This is a genomic window from Stutzerimonas kunmingensis, from assembly GCF_900114065.1.
Classification (GTDB): Bacteria; Pseudomonadota; Gammaproteobacteria; order Pseudomonadales; family Pseudomonadaceae; genus Stutzerimonas; species Stutzerimonas kunmingensis.
In genome coordinates, this window is the sequence record NZ_FORS01000003.1 from 609,430 (window position 1) to 627,085 (window position 17,656).

Genomic DNA, 17,656 nt, shown 5'->3' on the forward strand with positions numbered 1-17,656 from the left:
CACTCGCGAACCGACGAAGTGCAGCGCGAGCATCGACCTTGCGGCGATGGTCAAAACGCGCGCTGACTGGAAGGCAATTGGCCCTCCGTCCCGGCGCGCTGCCGATCAGAACAGGTCGATCAGAACAGGTTGATCAGAACAAAAAGTAGCGCTGCGCCATCGGCAACACCTCGGCCGGTTCGCACCAGAGCAACTGCCCATCCGCGCGCACCTGATAGTTCTGCGGGTCGACCTGAATATCCGGCGTGTAGTCGTTGTGGATCAGATCCTTCTTCTGCACCGAACGGCAGCCCTTTACCACGCCGATCTTTTTCTTCAGGCCCAGCTGCTCCGGCACGCCAGCGTCAAACGCCGCCTGGCTGATGAAGGTAAAGCTGGAGGCATGCAGCGAGCCGCCGTAGCTGGCGAACATCGGCCTGTAGTGCACCGGCTGCGGTGTCGGGATCGAGGCGTTGGCGTCACCCATCAGGCTGGCGGCAATGGCGCCTCCCTTGAGGATCAGCGTCGGCTTTACGCCGAAGAAGGCCGGGCGCCAGAGCACCAGATCCGCCCACTTGCCCACTTCGATGGAGCCCACCTCGTGGCTGACGCCGTGGGTGATCGCCGGGTTGATGGTGTACTTGGCGATGTAGCGCTTGGCGCGGAAGTTGTCGTTGCCGGCGCCATCACCGGGCAGGGCGCCGCGCTGCTTCTTCATCTTGTCGGCAGTCTGCCAGGTGCGGGTGATCACCTCGCCGACGCGGCCCATGGCCTGACTGTCGGAGCTGATCATCGAGAAGGCACCGAGGTCATGCAGGATGTCTTCGGCCGCAATCGTCTCGCGGCGAATCCGACTCTCGGCGAAGGCCACGTCCTCGGCAATGCTTGGGTCGAGGTGGTGGCAGACCATGAGCATGTCCAGATGCTCGTCGATGGTGTTGCGTGTGAACGGCCGCGTCGGGTTGGTCGAGCTGGGCAGCACGTTTGGGAAGCCGCAGGCCTTGATGATGTCCGGCGCGTGGCCTCCGCCGGCACCCTCGGTGTGGTAGGTGTGGATGGTGCGGCCCTTGAACGCGCCGAGGGTCGTCTCGACGAAGCCGGATTCGTTCAGGGTGTCGGTATGGATCGCCACCTGCACGTCGTACTGGTCCGCCACGTTCAGGCAGTTGTCGATGGCGGCGGGCGTGGTGCCCCAGTCTTCGTGCAGCTTGAGGCCGATGGCGCCGGCCTTGACTTGCTCGATCAGCGGCTCGGGCAGCGAGGCGTTGCCCTTGCCGGTAAAGCCGATGTTCATCGGGAAGGCGTCGGCGGCCTTGAGCATCATCGCCATGTGCCAGGGGCCGGGTGTCACCGTGGTGGCGTTGGTGCCGGTGGCCGGTCCGGTGCCGCCGCCAATCATGGTGGTGACGCCGCTCATCAAGGCCTCTTCGATCTGCTGGGGGCAGATGAAGTGGATATGCGAGTCGATGCCGCCGGCGGTGAGGATCATCCCCTCGCCGGCAATCACTTCCGTCGCGGCGCCGATGGCGATGGTCACGTCCGGCTGGATGTCCGGGTTGCCGGCCTTGCCGATGGCGGCGATACGGCCATCCTTGAGGCCCACGTCGGCCTTGACGATGCCCCAGTGGTCGAGGATCAGCGCGTTGGTGATCAGGGTGTCGACCACATCCGCGGCACACAGCTGGCCCTGGCCCATGCCGTCACGGATAACCTTGCCGCCGCCGAACTTCACTTCCTCGCCGTAAGTGGTGAAGTCCTTTTCGACCTCGATCCACAGCTCGGTATCGGCCAGGCGCACCTTGTCGCCGACGGTGGGGCCGAACATGTCGGCGTAGGCTTGTCTGCTGATCTTCATCGGGGCTCCTTGGTCGGTCCCTGTATTGGCTCTGCCCTCACCCCAACCCTCTCCCGGAGGGAGAGGGGGCTGATCGGCGTTGGTCCATTCCGTCGCGGTGGCTGCTTTTCTCCCTCTCTCCTTGGGAGAGGGCTGGGGTGGAGGGGCTTTTAAAGCGCGCCCATCACTCGCCCGGCGAAACCGAACACCCGGCGATCGCCGGCCAGCTCGACCAGTTCCACCTCGCGGCTCTGTCCCGGCTCGAAGCGCACCGCGGTGCCGGCCGGGATGTTCAGACGCATGCCGCGCGTGGCGGCGCGGTCGAAGGTGAGCGCATCGTTGGTTTCGAAGAAGTGGTAGTGCGAACCGACCTGGATCGGCCGGTCGCCGCTGTTGGCCACGCAGAGGGTCAGGGTGCGGCGGCCGGCGTTGAGCTCGATCTCGCCGTCCTGGATCTGGTATTCGCCGGGAATCATGGTTGGGACGTCCTGTTCAGGGTCAGTTGCATCATGGTCAGGTCCAGCCAGCGGCCGAACTTGCAGCCGACCTGGCGCATCTGGCCGACGTGGATGAAGCCGAGCTGCTGGTGCATATGCACCGAGGCGCGATTCTCGCTTTCGATAAAGGCGACCATCACGTGCTTCTCGAGCATCCGGGCGCGCTCGATCAGCGCCTTCATCAGGCTGCGGCCGATGCCGCTGCCGCGGTGGTCGGGGCTCACGTACACCGAGTTCTCCACGGTGTGGCGAAAGCCGTCATGCGGGCGCCATGGGCCGAACGAGGCGTAGCCGGCCACCTGGCCCCCCTCGTCGATGGCCACCAGCACCGGGTAACCCTGATCGTGGCGCTCGGCCAGCCAGGCGCGGCGGTTGTCGAGGTCGACGATCCGGTCGTTCCAGATTGCCGTGCTGTTCTGCACGGCATCGTTGTAGATCCGCAGGATGCCTGCGAGGTCGGTGTCCAGGGCGTCGCGTATCTGCACGTTGAGTTCCTTCAAAAGCGGTTCAAGGTCGTTCGCAGTAGACATTGACCCGCGTTTCAGGGAATAGGTTGATGCACGGTGACCAGCTTGGTGCCATCCAGGAAGGTGGCCTCGACCTGGATCTCCGGGATCATCTCCGGCACGCCTTCCATCACCTGCTCGCGGCTGAGCAGGGTGGTGCCGAAGTGCATCAACTCGGCGACCGTTCGGCCGTCGCGCGCACCTTCGAGCAGTGCCGCGGAAATGTAGGCCATGGCTTCCGGGTAGTTGAGCTGCAACCCGCGCGCCAGACGGCGTTCGGCCACCAGGCCGGCGGTAAAGATCAGCAGCTTGTCCTTCTCTCTTGGTGACAGATCCATAACAGCTCCAGTCGTAGGGTGGACGTCGCTTTTCGCATCCACCGGCTCGTGGTCGAGACCACGCAGCGTCATTCAGGCAGCGTGCACACAGGCGCGCTGGGTAGGGTGGGTAACGGCGCAGCCTTACCCACCGTTGTTCATGTACTCCATATCCTGGGCGGTACCGCCTCGCGGCCCAGCAGTTCAGGGCGCAACAGCCGCCACAGATCGATCAGCCAGGCGCGCGCATGCAGCGCTTCGTCCGCGAGGCAGCGCGCGACCACCAGGCCGGGCAGCTGGGTCAGGTCGCCACGCACGCGGCTGGGTAGTTCACGGCAGCGTTCCATCAGCTCCGCGTTGATTTCGCCGCTGACGATCAGGGTCGCAAACACCGAACGCCCGTCGAGGCCGATCGGCGAATCCAGCAGGCCGTCGCCGCCGGCGATGCGCTGGCGTTCATGCCAGATGAGCTGGCCATCACGGCGGATATCCAGGCGCGCCTGGAAATGCCCGGCGTCGAAGCGCTCGCCTGCGGCCGGCCGGCCGAGCGCCACCATGTCCCAGTAGAACAGCCGCGCGTCGCCTTCCAGCTCGATGACCGTGCTCAGCTCGGCCTGCGCCGCGGAGTAGACGATGGTCTCCTGCGGTAGCCATTCCAGCGTGGCGCCGGTTTCGACGCGCAGGCGCAGGTCCTGAAACGCCGGGCCGACTGCGCGATACCACTTGGCCGCACCGGGGCTGGTCAGTTGCGCCCAGGCACCGGCGGCAACCGAGGCGCTGATATCCAGCCGATCCCCACCGGCAATGCCACCCGGCGGGTGGACGATGATGTGCTGACAGACCTCAGGTCCCTCTGGGTAGAGATGCTTCTGCACTCGCAGCGGCCCGCTGTGTCGACGCAGCACCGGCCGCGTGGCACTGGCGCACAGCGCATAACCGAGCTCGAGCTCGGCATGCCAGTGGGGGGTGAACAGCGGTGCAGGGGCGTTCATGGGCGCAGGCTTTTCGATCTGTCGGTCAGGAAAGCAGAGCAATCGCCATGCCCGTTGTGCGCTGCCCTGGTGCGTCGTCCGGTGGCGAGGCCTGACAGGTAGGCGTTGCAGCGCTTTCCGGCGCGTATTCGCATCCTGACCAAGCGTTTCTGGACGACGCTCTTGTGCTTCTGGCTGGTGCATTGAGCGAATGACGCGCCGTTTTGGTGCATTAATCGCTCAGATGGCGACCAGCCCGCGCACCCCTTCGGCGTCCATGTTTTCGCCGCGGCCCTGCTGGATGATCTCGCCGCGGCTCATCACCAGGTACTGGTCGGCCAGTTCGGCGGCGAAGTCGTAGAACTGCTCCACCAGGAGGATCGCCATGTCGCCGCGGGCCGCGAGCTTCTTGATCACCGCGCCGATCTCCTTGATCACCGAGGGCTGGATGCCTTCGGTGGGTTCGTCGAGGATCAGCAGGCGTGGCTTGCTCGCCAGCGCGCGGCCGATCGCCAATTGCTGTTGCTGGCCGCCGGAGAGGTCGCCGCCGCGGCGGTGCTTCATCTCCTTCAGCACCGGGAACAGCTCGTAGATGAATTCGGGTACTTCCCTGGCTTCCCTGGCGCTGAAGCGGGACAGGCCCATCAGCAGGTTTTCCTCGACGGTGAGGCGGCCGAAGATCTCGCGCCCTTGCGGCACGTAGGCGATGCCGGCGTGCACGCGCTGGTGCGGTTTGAAGCCGGTGATCGGCTTGCCTTCCCAGTTCACCGCGCCTTCCTTGGCCGGGATCAGGCCCATCAGGCACTTGAGCAGGGTGGTCTTGCCGACGCCGTTGCGTCCGAGCAGGCAGGTGACTTCGCCGACCTTCGCCTCGAACGAGAGGCCGCGCAGGATATGGCTGCCGCCGTAGTACTGGTGCAGTTGCTGGACTTGCAGCATGTGCGACTCCTTCACTTGGTGGATAAGCCTCTGGCGTTATCCACCCTACGATTAGGTTTGTGATGATGCGGGCATGGGCGTTCGGCGGGCGTAGGGTGGATGACGCTTTACCCATCCACCATGGGATGGCATCAATGGATCAAACCGGCCTCATTCACCCCTGCGAGCCGCTCTACCGCCCCAGATACACCTCGATCACCCGCTCATCCGCCTGCACCTGTTGCAGCGAACCCTCGGCCAGCACCTGACCCTGATGCAACACGGTGACGTGGTCGGCGATGGTTTCGACGAAGCCCATGTCGTGCTCGACCACCATCAGCGAATGCTTGCGCGCCAGGGACTTGAACAGCTCGGCAGTGAATTCCGTTTCGGCGTCGGTCATGCCGGCCACCGGCTCGTCGAGCAGCAAGAGTTGCGGCGATTGCATCAAGAGCATGCCGATCTCGAGGAACTGCTTCTGTCCGTGAGACAGCAGCCCGGCCGGGCGATGGCGCGACTGGCCGAGGCGGATGGTCTCCAGCACTTCGTCGATGCGGTCCTTCTGCTCTCCGGAGAGTTTGGCCCTGAGGCTGGCCCACACTGACTTGTCGGTCTTCTGCGCCAGCTCCAGGTTCTCGAACACCGAAAGCGCCTCGAACACCGTGGGCTTCTGGAATTTGCGGCCGATGCCGGCCTGGGCGATGTCCACCTCGCTCATGCGGGTCAGGTCCAGGGTTTCGCCGAACCAGGCGCTGCCGCTGACCGGGCGCGTTTTGCCGGTGATGACGTCCATCATGGTGGTCTTGCCGGCGCCGTTGGGTCCGATGATGCAGCGCAGCTCGCCGACGCCGATGTACAGGCTGAGATTGGTCAGCGCCTTGAAGCCGTCGAAGCTGACGTTGATGTCTTCCAGGCTGAGGATGGTGCCGTGGCGTACGTCCAGGCCCTTCTCGGCTACCCGGCCAAGGCCGATGGCATCGCGGGTCAGGCCACCGCCGGTGGGATCGAAGCCGTCGATGACGGCGCTGCAAGGTACGGTTTTCATCATTCGCCCCTCCGCTTGATAAGGCCGATGACGCCCTTGGGCAGGTACAGGGTGACGATGATGAACAGCGCGCCGAGGGCGAACAGCCAGTATTCGGGGAAGGCCACGGTGAACCAGCTCTTCATACCGTTGACGATACCGGCGCCAAGCAGTGGGCCGATCAGCGTGCCGCGCCCGCCGAGGGCGACCCAGACGGCGGCCTCGATGGATTGCGTCGGCGCCATCTCGCTGGGGTTGATGATGCCGACCTGCGGCACATAGAGCGCACCGGCGAGGCCGCAGAGCACGGCCGACAGCGTCCAGATGAACAGCTTGTAGCCGCGCGGATCGTAGCCGCAGAACATCAGGCGGTTCTCGGCATCGCGCAGGGCGGTGAGCACCCGGCCGAACTTGCTGCGCGCCAGGCGGAAACCCAGGTACAGGCTGCCGGCCAGGAGCGCCACAGTGGCGAGGAACAGCGTGGCGCGGGTCGCCGGCGCCGAAATCGAGAAGCCGAGAATGGTCTTGAAGTCGGTGAAGCCATTGTTGCCGCCGAAGCCGGTCTCGTTGCGGAAGAACAGGAGCATGCCGGCGAAGGTCAGCGCCTGGGTCATGATCGAGAAGTACACGCCCTTGATCCGCGAGCGGAAGGCGAAGAAGCCGAAGACGAAGGCCAGCACGCCGGGCACCAGCACCACCAGGCACATGGCCCAGAGAAAGCTCGACGTGCCGTACCAGTACCAGGGCAGTTCGTTCCAGGCGAGGAAGCTCATGAACGCCGGCAGGCCGTCACCGGCGCTCTGCCGCATCAGGTACATGCCCATGGCGTAACCGCCGAGGGCGAAGAACAGGCCGTGGCCGAGGGACAAGAGCCCCGCGTAGCCCCAGACCAGATCCAGCGCCAGGGCGACGATGGCGTAGCAGAGGATCTTGCCCACCAGGGTCAGGGTGTAGGCCGAGACGTGCAGGGCATGCTCGGCCGGCAGCAGGTGCAGCAGCGGCATGGCCAGCAACACGACCAAAGCGATACCGAGGGCGACGGCGGTGAGCTTCGGCCCGGCTTTCTGCGCGGCGGTGAGGGTAAGTGGCTGGTTCAATCGATGACCCTCCCCTTGAGAGCGAAGAGCCCCTGCGGACGCTTCTGGATGAAGAGGATGATCAGCGCGAGGATGAGGATCTTGCCCAGCACGGCGCCGATCTGCGGTTCAAGGATCTTGTTGGCGATGCCCAGGCCGAAGGCGGCGAAGATGCTGCCGGCCAGCTGGCCGACACCGCCGAGCACCACCACCAGGAAGGAGTCGATGATGTAGCTCTGGCCGAGATCCGGGCCGACGTTGCCGATCTGGCTAAGTGCAACACCACCGAGGCCGGCGATACCGGAGCCCAGCCCGAAGGCCATCATGTCGATGCGCCCAGTGGGCACGCCGCAGCAGGCGGCCATGTTGCGGTTCTGCGTGACCGCACGCACGTTCAGGCCCAGACGTGTCTTGTTCAGCAAGAGCCAGGTCAGGAGCACCACGAACAGCGCGAAGCCGATGATCACCATGCGGTTGTACGGCAGCACCAGGTTCGGCAATACCTGCAGGCCGCCGGAGAGCCAGCCGGGGTTGGCGACTTCGACGTTCTGCGCGCCGAACAGCACGCGCACCAGCTGGATCAGGATCAGGCTGATGCCCCAGGTCGCCAGCAGAGTTTCCAGCGGGCGGCCGTAGAGGTGGCGAATAACCGTGCGTTCCAGCGCCATGCCGATCGCGGCGGTGACGAAAAAGGCTACCGGCAGCGCCACCAGTGGGTAGAACGCCAGCGCTTCAGGGGCGAGACGCGCCATCAGCACCTGCACCATGTAGGTGGTGTAGGCGCCGAGCATGAGCATCTCGCCGTGAGCCATGTTGATCACGCCGAGCAGGCCGAAGGTGATCGCCAGACCGAGGGCGGCGAGTAGCAGGATCGAGCCCAGCGACAGGCCGCTGAAGGCCTGGCCGAGTAGTTCGCCGATCAGCAGTTTGCGTTTGACCTGGGTCAGGCTGGTCTCGGCGGCCTTGCGCACGGCGGCGTCGGTTTCCGCCTCGTCGGCCAGCAGGTTTTCCAGCCTTACCCGCGCCAGCGGAGCACCGGTTTCGCCAAGCAATCGCACGGCGGCAAGGCGCACGGCCGGGTCGCTCGCGGTCAGCTGCAGGTTGGCTAGCGCCAGGGTCAGCGCTTCGCTGACGGCAGCATCTTCCTCTACGTCCAGGCGCTGCTGGAGCAGCTCGAGCTGTTCCGGCTTGCCGCTGCGCTGCAGGCGCTTGGCCGCAGCGAGGCGCTGCGCGGGGTCTTCGGCGAACAGCTGGTGGCTGGCCAGAGCGGTGTTGAGCAGACCACGCAGGCGGTTGTTCAGGCGCAGCTTCTTCGGCGTGCCGACCGGCTCGGCGTCGCCTTCGAGGGCTCGGTAGGCCCCGTTTTCATCGATGAAGGGCGTCTTGTTCTGGTCGATCACCACGCGGCTGGCGCGCAGCGCTTCGATCAACGGCAGGCGCTCAGGCGCGGGCACGGCGGCCCAACTTTCCAGCAGCTTGGCCTGTTTGGCCAGGCTGGCCTTGGCGTAGTCGGCTGCGTCTCCGGCCTGTGCCGCCCAGGGCAGGGCGAGCAGGAGCAGCAGCAATAATCGGTGCAGGGCAGTGTTCATCTGTGTATTCCCCAGGGGGCGCCGTGTGCTCTCTTGGCGGAGCTGGCGGCGGTGGGCAGGCGGATGAGATCGTCTCGACTACGCGTCTCGATCCGCCCAACGAAAGCCGAGTGATCGCAGGGTGGATCGGGACGCGGAGTTGGCGCGTCATCCATCCACCGCGGCGACCGCAGCGGTTAGTTCGACTTCACCGCGTAATCCGGCTTCTTGTCGTTGCCCGGGATGTAGGGACTCCACGGCTGCGCGCGGACCGGGCTTTCGGTTTCCCAGACCACCGAGAACTGACCGTCGTCCTGGACTTCACCGATCATCACCGGCTTGTGCAGGTGGTGGTTCTTCTCGTCCATGGTCAGGGTGTAGCCGCTCGGCGCCTCGAAGGTCTGGCCAGCGAGGGCGTCGCGGACCTTGCCTACGTCCGTGGTGCCAGCTTTCTCGACTGCCTGCGCCCACATGTGGATACCGACGTAGGTGGCTTCCATCGGGTCGTTGGTCACGGCCTTGTCGGCGCCAGGCAGGTTCTGGGCCTTGGCGTAGGCTTTCCACTTGCTGACGAAGGCTTCGTTGACCGGGTTTTCAACCGACTGGAAGTAGTTCCAGGCGGCCAGGTGACCGACCAGCGGCTTGGTGTCGATGCCGCGCAGTTCTTCCTCGCCGACCGAGAAGGCGACAACCGGAACGTCAGTGGCTTCCAGGCCCTGGTTGGCCAGCTCCTTGTAGAAGGGCACGTTGGAGTCGCCGTTGATGGTCGACACCACAGCGGTCTTGCCTCCGGCGGAGAACTTCTTGATGTTGGCGACGATGGTCTGGTAATCGCTGTGACCGAAGGGGGTGTAGACCTCTTCGATGCTCGATTCCGGCACGCCCTTGCTGATCAGGAAGGCGCGCAGGATCTTGTTCGTGGTGCGCGGGTAGACGTAGTCGGTGCCGAGCAGGAAGTAGCGCTCGGCGCTGCCGCCGTCTTCGCTCATCAGGTACTCGACCGCCGGGATGGCCTGCTGGTTTGGCGCCGCGCCGGTGTAGAAGACGTTCGGCGACAGCTCTTCGCCCTCGTACTGCACCGGGTAGAACAGCAGGCCGTCGAGTTCTTCATAGACTGGCAGTACCGACTTGCGCGACACCGAGGTCCAGCAACCGAAGGTCACCGCCACCTTGTCCTGAGTCAGCAGCTGGCGCCCTTTCTCGGCGAACAGTGGCCAGTTGGAGGCTGGGTCGACCACCACCGGCTCGAGCTGCTTGCCGAGCACGCCGCCCTTGGCGTTGATCTCGTCGATGGTCATCAGCGCCATGTCCTTGAGCGAGGTCTCGGAGATGGCCATGGTGCCGGACAGCGAATGCAGGATACCGACCTTGATGGTCTCGGCGGCCTGCAGGGTGAACGGGAACAGGCCGCTGAGCATCAGGGCGCTGGCGGCGAGGGTGGTCTTGATCAGAGGACGGCGTTTCATTGTGGGGCTCCTTGGCTGTCCGTGCGCAACTGTGGGCTGAAAACATCGGAACGCCAGGAGTAATGGCAGCATCCGTGCCAAATGGCGCAAAGCCTTCTGCGACGCAGCTTTGCGTCGATCTTGGGTTGATCGGGCTGCTTTCGCGGTGAGCCATGCTGGTGCACGCGAAGGGCGGTGGTGCACCGCGGGAGGCCGCTTTGCCCGATTTCAGTGCCGCGCCGAGTGGCTGCGCCACTTGCAGCTGCCGGGTGTCACTTCTAGCATGGCCGGCCTGTATCGAGACCCGTCGCCATGCCCCGTCCACCGCGTCCTCCATCCTCGCGTCCGCCTACACGAACCGCGCGCCCATCCGCGCCGCGGCGTGTCGCCAAGGCACCGCCGGCCGAGCCACGCCTGTTGTTGCTGAACAAGCCGTTCGACGTGCTGACGCAATTCAACGATGCCGATGGCCGCGCGACGCTCAAGGACTACGTGCAGGTGCCGGGCGTCTATCCGGCTGGCCGGCTGGATCGCGACAGCGAGGGGCTGCTGCTCTTGACCAACGATGGTCAGTTGCAGGCGCGCATCGCCGACCCCAAGCACAAGCTGCCGAAGACCTACTGGGTGCAGGTGGAGGGTGAGGTCAGCGCCGAGCAGCTGCAGCGCTTGCGCGATGGCCTCCAGCTCAATGACGGCCTGACCCTGCCCGCCGAAGCGCGGCAGCTGGACGAGCCCGAGCTATGGCCGCGCAACCCGCCGGTGCGCTTTCGCAAGAGCGTGCCGACCAGCTGGCTGGAATTGGTGATCCGCGAAGGGCGTAATCGCCAGGTCAGACGCATGACGGCGGCGGTCGGGTTGCCGACCCTGCGTCTGGTGCGGGTGCGCATCGGGCCGTGGGCGCTCGATGGCCTGCAGCCGGGTGAGTGGCGGGAGGTGCCGGCGCAGCTGTAGGCGCCGGCTTGGCATCAGCTCAGTGCGGGATGCCCTGAGTCACTTCGATGACGTAACCGATGACCGGCTTGGCGAGAAAGGCGAACAGGCACAGGCCCAGGCCGAGGAAGAGAATGGCGGTGCCGAGGCGACCGGCCTTCGACTTCTTGGCCAGGTCCCAGATGATGAACGCCATGAAGGCCATCAGCCCGCCGACGAGCACGATCATCATCCACTTTTCGAAAACTTCGGGCTCCACAGGGATCTCCTGACTGACTTCGACGAATGCGCCCGTGGCAGGCCGGGCGCGAAAGCGGCGCAGTATACGCCGGCATTAGTCGGCGCGTGTGCCACCGCTGGTTGGACGGTCGAGCTCGGAAAGCGTTCGGATCGCGCGAGGCGGGCGCCGGTGCGGCGAAATGTCTCACCGGTATTCAGTACGCCGCCTTGATCACGTCGATGCCCTTGTTCAGCACCGTGCGCCAGGCCTGCAGGTCCTGCTGTTGCAGCTCCCCGTCGTGCTGGCCGATGGTTTTCAGCAACGCCGCGATCCACAGGTCATAGAGTTCCGGGTGGATATTCAGCTGCTCGCGTGAATGGCTTTTGCCCAGCGCGCGGAGTTTGGTATCCGGCATGCCGCGGGCGAACAGCACCAGATTGAGAATGCCGGCGCGCAGCAGCTGTTTCTGCGCGGTCATGTCTGTGCGCACGAACTTCTCCCGGATCGCCGGCGAGCTGGCGAGGAAGGACGCATAGAAGTCATCGAAGAAGTCGGGACTGGCGCAGCAGCGGCCGTAGCTCTGCATGACGCGGTTGGTGTCTTTCATGGGCATTCCCTTGCACGAGGGCATTTTGCAGCGAGGCCCGCCGGTGAGCAGGCGATGGACGATCCGCCCCGGCCGGGATCATCCGTATGCGAGGCGGTGCAGAAGGGGGCGGATTATAGGCAGCAACCCTGCGAAGTGTGTGGCTAAAGCTGTGAGCGGTGTCTCAGCTGCGCAAATGCTCCAGCGGCAGCTCCGTACTCGATGACACCTGGCGCAATACGAAGCTGGAACGCACGCTGGAGACGCCTTCGATGCGCGTCAGGGTGCCGAGCAGAAACTGCTGGTAATGCTCCATGTCGGGCACCACGACCTTGAGTTGGTAGTCGGCGTCCATCCCCGTGACCAGACTACATTCGAGCACCTCCGGGCATTTGCCGATCACGCCTTCGAAGTGCTCGAAGCGCTCCGGTGTGTGCCGGTCCATGCCGATAAGCACGTAGGCGGTAAGGGTCAGGCCGAGCTTCTTGCGGTCGAGCAGGGCGACCTGGCGGGCAATGTAGCCGTCGTCTTCCAACTGTTTGACCCGGCGGGAGCAGGGCGAGGGTGACAGGCCGATGCGTGCTGCCAGTTCCTGGTTGGAAATGCGGGCGTCGTGCTGCAATTCGGCGAGGATGCGCAGGTCGTAGCGATCTAGTTTGCTCATGGAGAGGCTCGTTTGGGAATGGATTGCGCATGATGATGAATGGCGGGTGATTGATTGCGCAAGTGATGCCTTGATCAGCAATATTCGCAATCCAGTGCTGGGTGGTGCGGCGTAAGCTTTATCTCAACTTCAGCCCCCGGCAGAAACGGACACGGCACAGCATCCCCGCCGTGACCACCGAAGGTCTTACCAAGACCGAAGGTCCGGGCCCCCGGTGCTCACGAGGCGCCGCGCGAAGAAGCCGTTATCATCGGCCCGACGAATCGAAGAGACCACGCCCAGGCGTGGTCTTTTTCGTTGTGGGCGTTGTGGTGGTGCCTTGGAAATGGAATCCGAAAACTCCAATCACCGCTTCGGCGGCGCAACCTCAAGCGGATCGGCATGCACCAGCACCTCCGCATTCGGATAGCGATCGTGAATCGCGTTCTCCACCGCCACGCACAGATCATGCGCCTGCGACAGCGGCAGGTCCCCCGGCAGCTCCAGATGCAACTGCACGAACCAGCGGGTGCCCGAAATGCGTGTGCGGAAGTCATGGCAGCCATGCACGCCCGGCACTTCGCAGACCAGCTTCTGCATCTGCTCGCTGATCTCCGGCGACAGTTCGGTATCCATCAGCACTGCGCCGGCCTCACGGACGATGGTGATGGCGCTCCAGAAGATGTACAGCGCGATACCGATGCCGAACAGTGCGTCCAGTCGCTCCCAGCCGAAGCTGGCCAGCACCAGCGCGAGCAGGATGCTGGTGTTGAGCAAGAGGTCTGAACGGTAGTGCAGCGAGTCGGCGCGGATGGCGGTGGAGCCGGTCACCTTGACCACATGATGCTGATACCTCAGCAGAATGGCCGTCATCAGCAGTGAAAAGATCATCACCGCGATGCCTACACCCTGGGCGCCCAGCGGTTGCGGATGCAGCAGGCGGTCGACGCCTTGCACGCCGACGAGTATCGCGCTGACGCAGATGAACGCCGCCTGGCCGAGCCCGGCCAGCGCCTCGGCCTTGCCGTGACCGTAGCGATGGTCGTCGTCGGCCGGGCGCAGCGAGTAGTGCACCGCGAGCAGGTTGAGCAGCGACGCGGCGCCGTCGAGCAGCGAATCGGTGAGGCCGGCGAGCAGACTCACCGAACCGCTCAGCCACCAGGCCACGGCCTTGCTCAGCGCCAGCAGGATCGCCGTCGCCAGGGCCGCAGCGGTCGCCCGGCGCATGAGCCGGGCGTGGTCACGATTGATGCTCATCGCTGGCCGTTATCCGCGCGAGTCATCAGGCCGCAGGGCGCAGACCGAAGGCGGCCAGTTGCTCGACGCTGCCGTTGTGCTGGATCAGGCGCGGGTCGTCCAGCGGCAGGCTGCGGCCGATTTCCTTCTCGATGATGGCTTTCAGGCGGGCCTGATCGATCTGGCCGTCGGCGCCAATGGCTTCCTGCAGCTTTTCCGGGGCCATGGAGTACTCGTCGTCGGGCAGGTAGATCGCGCCGGTGGCGAAGTCGATGCCGAAGGCGATCAGGCCGGGGAGGAGGTAAAAGATCAAACCAACCGCATTCAAAGCTGCAATCGCTGGGTCTATGCGGCCTTCGATCTGCCCGCGGCGATCCGGGTAGAACAGCGTGCCGCAGGCGGTCAGCTGGGTGAACAGGGAAGCGGCCAACACGCCGCCGATGATTCGGTTACGAGTACGCATAAGGACCTCCTGGAAAAGTGGCGCAACTATACAAGGGCCGGAAGACAGCTGGATGATGTTTACTCGATATCAGACCATGCCGCGGGCTCGGGTGTTCGGCGTGTGCGCTGACGCATGGGGTGGCTTTACCCAGTCCTTACCGAGGCCTGACGGACCACTGCATCGGCCGGGCAGATAATCGCGCTGCGATTTCATCCCATCCCGGAGTTCAATCATGTCCAGGTCACTGCCGCGCGCCGCGCTTGGCGCCGTTCTTTCCCTCTGCATCGCCTTGCCGGTCACCGCCGCACCTCCCGGTCCCGGGCCGGGTGCGCATAGAGGGCCGGCGGGACCGGGGACGCAGCATGTGCCGGGCCCGCGTCACGGCCACGGTCTGCCGCCCGGTGCGCGGGAAATCTGGATCGGCAGCATGCTCTACTTCATCGCCGCCGGTACCTATTACCTGTGGAATGTAGAGCGCAATGTCTACGAGCCGGTCAGTCATCCGCCGCTGCCGGCCAGCGAGGCCACGCGATATGATGTCATCGCCTATCCGGCCAAGGGCCAGAGCGCCGAGCAGCAGAGCCGCGAGCGCTACGAGTGTCATACCTGGGCCGTGAGCCAGAGCGGTTTCGATCCGGCCAGCGCTCGGACGGCTCCGGCGGCGAGCGTTGCCGACACCTACAAGCGCGCCCTTGGCGCCTGCCTGACCGGACGCGGCTATAGCGTCAACTGATGCGCCCAGCTTCGGGCGGGCGCCTCGGTTGTTGAATCGTCTGCCCGAAGCGAGTGCCCATGAATTCCCTACCGATCGACGAAGTCCTGCCGGCGTTGCGCCAGGCCCTGCAACAGCGCGACGAAGCCGTGCTCGAAGCACCGCCCGGCGCCGGCAAGACCACTCGCGTGCCGCTGGCGCTGCTCGACGAAGCCTGGCTGGGCGGGCAGAGCATCATCATGCTGGAGCCGCGCCGTCTGGCTGCCCGCGCAGCGGCTGAGCGGCTGGCCAGTGAGCTGGGCGAGCGCGTCGGTGAAACCGTCGGCTACCGCATCCGGCTGGACAGCAAGGTCGGGCCGAACACGCGCATCGAGGTAGTCACCGAGGGCATTCTCGCGCGGCGGCTGCAGGACGACCCGGCGCTGGAAGGCGTCGGCCTGGTGATCTTCGACGAATTCCACGTTTTGCTAAATGCGCAGGAAGTCGCATTGTCTTGTCAGAAAAGCCAGCCACGTCTCGCCTCAGGCTTTGGTAGCTGCCAGTAGGTGGAGTCGGGTAGGTGCTATTGCGCACTACTCAATCTCCTTGGCAGCAAAGCGCAATGCCGACCGCATCCACTCCGGCATCTTGCAGGCCCGGAGCTTCATCAGCTCTTCGCCGCTCAGCGCACTAACAATCTTGGAAACCACATTAGCGGACAGCCCTTCTTTCCCGATGTAGTAGAGAGCAGTAAGCGCCACACCTACCGTCGTGCCGGCGTGCTGCAAGCGGTCCTTGGATACGTGGCGGAGGCGAACCACCGCATTGCCAACCTTGATCTCGCGAGTAGATCCGCTGGTGTAAAAGGTCGGCAACACCTGCATCTGTGTGCTGAGGCCCAACCTCCGAACAGCCTCCGCGCCGTGTATCTGGATCGTCTCGCCGTTCGCCTTCGTGATGACCTCCACGACAGCCAGCGGACTCGGGCGCACCACCCTGCCGGTGTACTTGCTCATTTTGGGGCGCATGTAGACACCGCGAGCGACTCGCTCCAGCGTGCCTGATTGCACCAGCCTAGAAAGCGCTTTATTAATCGACGCACGGGAACCGACCTGCGCGAACACCGCGCCGGCAAATGGCCTCCCCTTTGGCATGTGCTTGACTCGATTTAAAATAGCTTGCGCGACGGACATATGAGCCCCAAAAAGTCAGAATCCACATATTTTCTGACGCCCACAAAAACTATAAGCCCTGCCAAAAACAGGACCTCCAGGCCAGCCACTGGGGACAGAGGGACAGCAAGATCAACACTCACTGTGCGGCCACGGAACCGGCCCCTCACACAGCCTCGCTGAGTAATCAGTCAGGTTCGACTAGAGCTCTCAACTCCTCACCAACCTTCTCCAGGAGCTGCTCAAAACTTTCAGGAGCTTCGGATCCAAGCAAGTAGGTCAGGGCCAAGAGGGTGACAGGGTGAGTGTCGAGCACCGTGCAGAGGCTATCGAGCTTTTCGAGAGTCGGGCTCGTTGCCCCGCGCTCCAGCATGCTGACGAAGGTACGACTGCTAACGAGCGAGAAATCTTCCTGTGCCAGCCCCCTACGCTGCCGCACGAGCCTCAACGCTTTCCCGAACGAATCCCGGACTTCCATTTTGCTGCTCCGCAAAATGGAACGATGAAGCGCGATTGAACAATATATGACTACAAAATATATTGTTCATCAATCAAGTACAATTATCATTAGGAGATTGGCGCGTGTTCAAAACCAGTCGGAATGCGGAACTGCTTCCTGGGCTCTCAACAGCGCCAGATGGCGTGCAGTTCTGGTCATATGTCGAGCTAGAGATGACCTGGCCCTGGTTCTACCTGCAGATCGTTGAGGACGATGGAAACGCGGCCTTTCGAAGCATGCTAATGGTTCCGTCGGTTCCATTGCTGGAACAGGTCATAGCTGCGCAGACCGAGCACGCCTGGCTGGAGCAGGCGTATCTTGTGAGTCCCGGGCATATGAACGAGGTGGGTCGCTGGTTGATGGAGCCGTTACTGGAGATCCTTTCAATTCGTGATGCACAAGGTAGCGAGCTTGGGCACCAGTACCGAGTGGAGGGAGATCGCACGTACTCAACCTCAGCGTGTCAGTCTCTCGGCAGTCGAATTAGTAAACACGTGATCTTCTCTGCTGCATTACATCTGCGAGGCTAACGCCCCACTTCCTACCCGTATCCATAGTCCCATCTGAACCGAGCTCAGTTGTCTTTCCAGAATTCGCTCCGCTGCACAAGGCCGAACTCATCGCCAGTCCTATCGGGATTCTCGTCGAACATGGTGTTGACCATACGCTCGCGGCGGAGACCACTCAGCGCTCGGAAAAAGCAGGCCTCACAGAGATGCACCTCATAACGCTCGCCATCATGCAAACACGATTTGCTGTTGGATGAGCATCACTTCGACGATGCCACCGATGACCGCGTCCGAGGAGAACTTTCAGAGCTCTTGCCCAACCAGGTCTACGAGGTAGAACGGAAACCTTTTTTGGGCCTGATGAGCGGATTGACCAACTACACCATGGCTGACGAGTTTCGCGTAAAGCAGGCGCTCGATATCGCTGTTGCGACCGGTGATTTGCTGGCGGTCGGTAAGGATGGCAAGACCAGGCGTCGCAAGGGCACTAGCATCAAATCCAGTGATATTCTGATAGCTCCCCCGCAGAGACCCATCTTCTTCGTGCCACAGCTGAAGAAATCCAGCTCGGAGAACTGAGGTTCGGCACC

The 17,656-nt window shown here is 63.7% G+C and carries 21 protein-coding genes and 1 pseudogene; 5 read left to right on the forward strand and 17 right to left on the reverse strand.

All coding sequences use genetic code 11. From position 1 onward, the window contains the following. Positions 1-133 precede the first annotated feature (133 nt). The 10 genes from ureC to urtA all read right to left on the reverse strand — a co-directional run bounded on the left by ureC (position 134) and on the right by urtA (position 10,156). Positions 134-1,834 (reverse strand): urease subunit alpha, encoded by a 1,701-nt coding sequence (gene ureC, locus BM275_RS10830; protein WP_090521133.1) that lies wholly within the window; start codon positions 1,832-1,834, stop codon positions 134-136. Positions 1,835-1,983: 149 nt separating this feature from the next. Next, positions 1,984-2,289 carry an urease subunit beta gene (locus BM275_RS10835; protein WP_014818996.1) on the reverse strand — a complete coding sequence of 102 codons (306 nt, stop codon included), beginning with the start codon at positions 2,287-2,289 and terminating at the stop codon, positions 1,984-1,986. Further along, positions 2,286-2,840 (reverse strand): GNAT family N-acetyltransferase, encoded by a 555-nt coding sequence (locus BM275_RS10840; RefSeq protein WP_090521136.1) that lies wholly within the window; start codon positions 2,838-2,840, stop codon positions 2,286-2,288. The genes BM275_RS10835 and BM275_RS10840 overlap by 4 nt, the downstream gene beginning before the upstream one ends. An 11-nt stretch (positions 2,841-2,851) precedes the next feature. Next, positions 2,852-3,154: an urease subunit gamma gene (locus tag BM275_RS10845; protein WP_090521139.1), complete on the reverse strand. Its 303-nt coding sequence runs from the start codon at positions 3,152-3,154 to the stop codon at positions 2,852-2,854. A gap of 137 nt (positions 3,155-3,291) precedes the next feature. Next, complete coding sequence (locus BM275_RS10850; RefSeq protein ID WP_090521142.1) at positions 3,292-4,125, reverse strand: urease accessory protein UreD; 834 nt, start codon at positions 4,123-4,125, stop codon at positions 3,292-3,294. A gap of 219 nt (positions 4,126-4,344) precedes the next feature. Next, complete coding sequence (gene urtE / locus BM275_RS10855) at positions 4,345-5,043, reverse strand: urea ABC transporter ATP-binding subunit UrtE (protein ID WP_090521144.1); 699 nt, start codon at positions 5,041-5,043, stop codon at positions 4,345-4,347. A gap of 172 nt (positions 5,044-5,215) precedes the next feature. Next, positions 5,216-6,067 (reverse strand): urea ABC transporter ATP-binding protein UrtD, encoded by an 852-nt coding sequence (urtD, locus tag BM275_RS10860; RefSeq protein ID WP_041016072.1) that lies wholly within the window; start codon positions 6,065-6,067, stop codon positions 5,216-5,218. Further along, entirely contained in the window at positions 6,067-7,143 is a 1,077-nt protein-coding gene (gene urtC, locus BM275_RS10865) for an urea ABC transporter permease subunit UrtC (RefSeq protein ID WP_041015926.1), read from the reverse strand. Before urtC ends, urtD begins: the two co-directional genes overlap by 1 nt. Continuing rightward, complete coding sequence (gene urtB / locus BM275_RS10870) at positions 7,140-8,711, reverse strand: urea ABC transporter permease subunit UrtB (protein ID WP_090521146.1); 1,572 nt, start codon at positions 8,709-8,711, stop codon at positions 7,140-7,142. Before urtB ends, urtC begins: the two co-directional genes overlap by 4 nt. Before the next feature lie 176 nt (positions 8,712-8,887). Beyond that, complete coding sequence (urtA, locus tag BM275_RS10875; protein ID WP_090521148.1) at positions 8,888-10,156, reverse strand: urea ABC transporter substrate-binding protein; 1,269 nt, start codon at positions 10,154-10,156, stop codon at positions 8,888-8,890. 291 nt (positions 10,157-10,447) lie between these two features. On the opposite strand from urtA, the gene BM275_RS10880 reads away from it, so the two are divergent. Beyond that, entirely contained in the window at positions 10,448-11,086 is a 639-nt protein-coding gene (locus BM275_RS10880) for a pseudouridine synthase (RefSeq protein ID WP_090521150.1), read from the forward strand. Positions 11,087-11,105: 19 nt separating this feature from the next. Here BM275_RS10880 and BM275_RS10885 read toward each other — a convergent pair whose 3' ends face one another. The 5 genes from BM275_RS10885 to BM275_RS10905 all read right to left on the reverse strand — a co-directional run bounded on the left by BM275_RS10885 (position 11,106) and on the right by BM275_RS10905 (position 14,213). Continuing rightward, a complete protein-coding gene (locus BM275_RS10885) occupies positions 11,106-11,324 on the reverse strand; it encodes a DUF2788 domain-containing protein (RefSeq protein ID WP_003298283.1) in 219 nt (72 codons plus the stop codon). A 175-nt stretch (positions 11,325-11,499) separates the two neighbouring features. Then, positions 11,500-11,892 carry a globin gene (locus BM275_RS10890; RefSeq protein WP_003298284.1) on the reverse strand — a complete coding sequence of 131 codons (393 nt, stop codon included), beginning with the start codon at positions 11,890-11,892 and terminating at the stop codon, positions 11,500-11,502. A gap of 163 nt (positions 11,893-12,055) precedes the next feature. Beyond that, positions 12,056-12,535 carry an Lrp/AsnC family transcriptional regulator gene (locus tag BM275_RS10895; RefSeq protein ID WP_090521153.1) on the reverse strand — a complete coding sequence of 160 codons (480 nt, stop codon included), beginning with the start codon at positions 12,533-12,535 and terminating at the stop codon, positions 12,056-12,058. A 345-nt stretch (positions 12,536-12,880) separates the two neighbouring features. Next, the gene (locus tag BM275_RS10900; RefSeq protein WP_023444965.1) at positions 12,881-13,771 is read right to left on the reverse strand and encodes a cation diffusion facilitator family transporter; all 891 of its coding nucleotides are present in this window, start codon (positions 13,769-13,771) and stop codon (positions 12,881-12,883) included. Positions 13,772-13,796: 25 nt separating this feature from the next. Next, complete coding sequence (locus tag BM275_RS10905) at positions 13,797-14,213, reverse strand: hypothetical protein (protein ID WP_044315331.1); 417 nt, start codon at positions 14,211-14,213, stop codon at positions 13,797-13,799. Between the two features lie 214 nt (positions 14,214-14,427). Here BM275_RS10905 and BM275_RS22415 point away from each other — a divergent pair, with 214 nt between their 5' ends. Both BM275_RS22415 and BM275_RS10915 read left to right on the forward strand, forming a co-directional pair. Then, on the forward strand, positions 14,428-14,928 hold the full coding sequence (locus tag BM275_RS22415; RefSeq protein ID WP_244153871.1) for a hypothetical protein: 501 nt from the start codon (positions 14,428-14,430) through the stop codon (positions 14,926-14,928). Positions 14,929-14,987: 59 nt separating this feature from the next. Next, entirely contained in the window at positions 14,988-15,452 is a 465-nt protein-coding gene (locus tag BM275_RS10915) for a DEAD/DEAH box helicase (RefSeq protein ID WP_090521155.1), read from the forward strand. 27 nt (positions 15,453-15,479) lie between these two features. Here BM275_RS10915 and BM275_RS10920 read toward each other — a convergent pair whose 3' ends face one another. Both BM275_RS10920 and BM275_RS10925 read right to left on the reverse strand, forming a co-directional pair. Next, positions 15,480-16,079, reverse strand: coding sequence for a DUF6088 family protein (locus tag BM275_RS10920; protein ID WP_015275564.1), 600 nt, complete (start codon positions 16,077-16,079; stop codon positions 15,480-15,482). 166 nt (positions 16,080-16,245) lie between these two features. Beyond that, a complete protein-coding gene (locus BM275_RS10925) occupies positions 16,246-16,536 on the reverse strand; it encodes a helix-turn-helix domain-containing protein (protein WP_003292631.1) in 291 nt (96 codons plus the stop codon). Between the two features lie 104 nt (positions 16,537-16,640). Between BM275_RS10925 and BM275_RS10930 the strand changes: the two genes are divergently transcribed. Both BM275_RS10930 and BM275_RS10935 read left to right on the forward strand, forming a co-directional pair. Continuing rightward, a complete protein-coding gene (locus BM275_RS10930) occupies positions 16,641-17,087 on the forward strand; it encodes a hypothetical protein (RefSeq protein WP_003292632.1) in 447 nt (148 codons plus the stop codon). A 219-nt stretch (positions 17,088-17,306) separates the two neighbouring features. Next, positions 17,307-17,645, forward strand: a pseudogene (locus BM275_RS10935) (three-Cys-motif partner protein TcmP); the annotation flags it as partial. Positions 17,646-17,656: the final 11 nt, after the last annotated feature.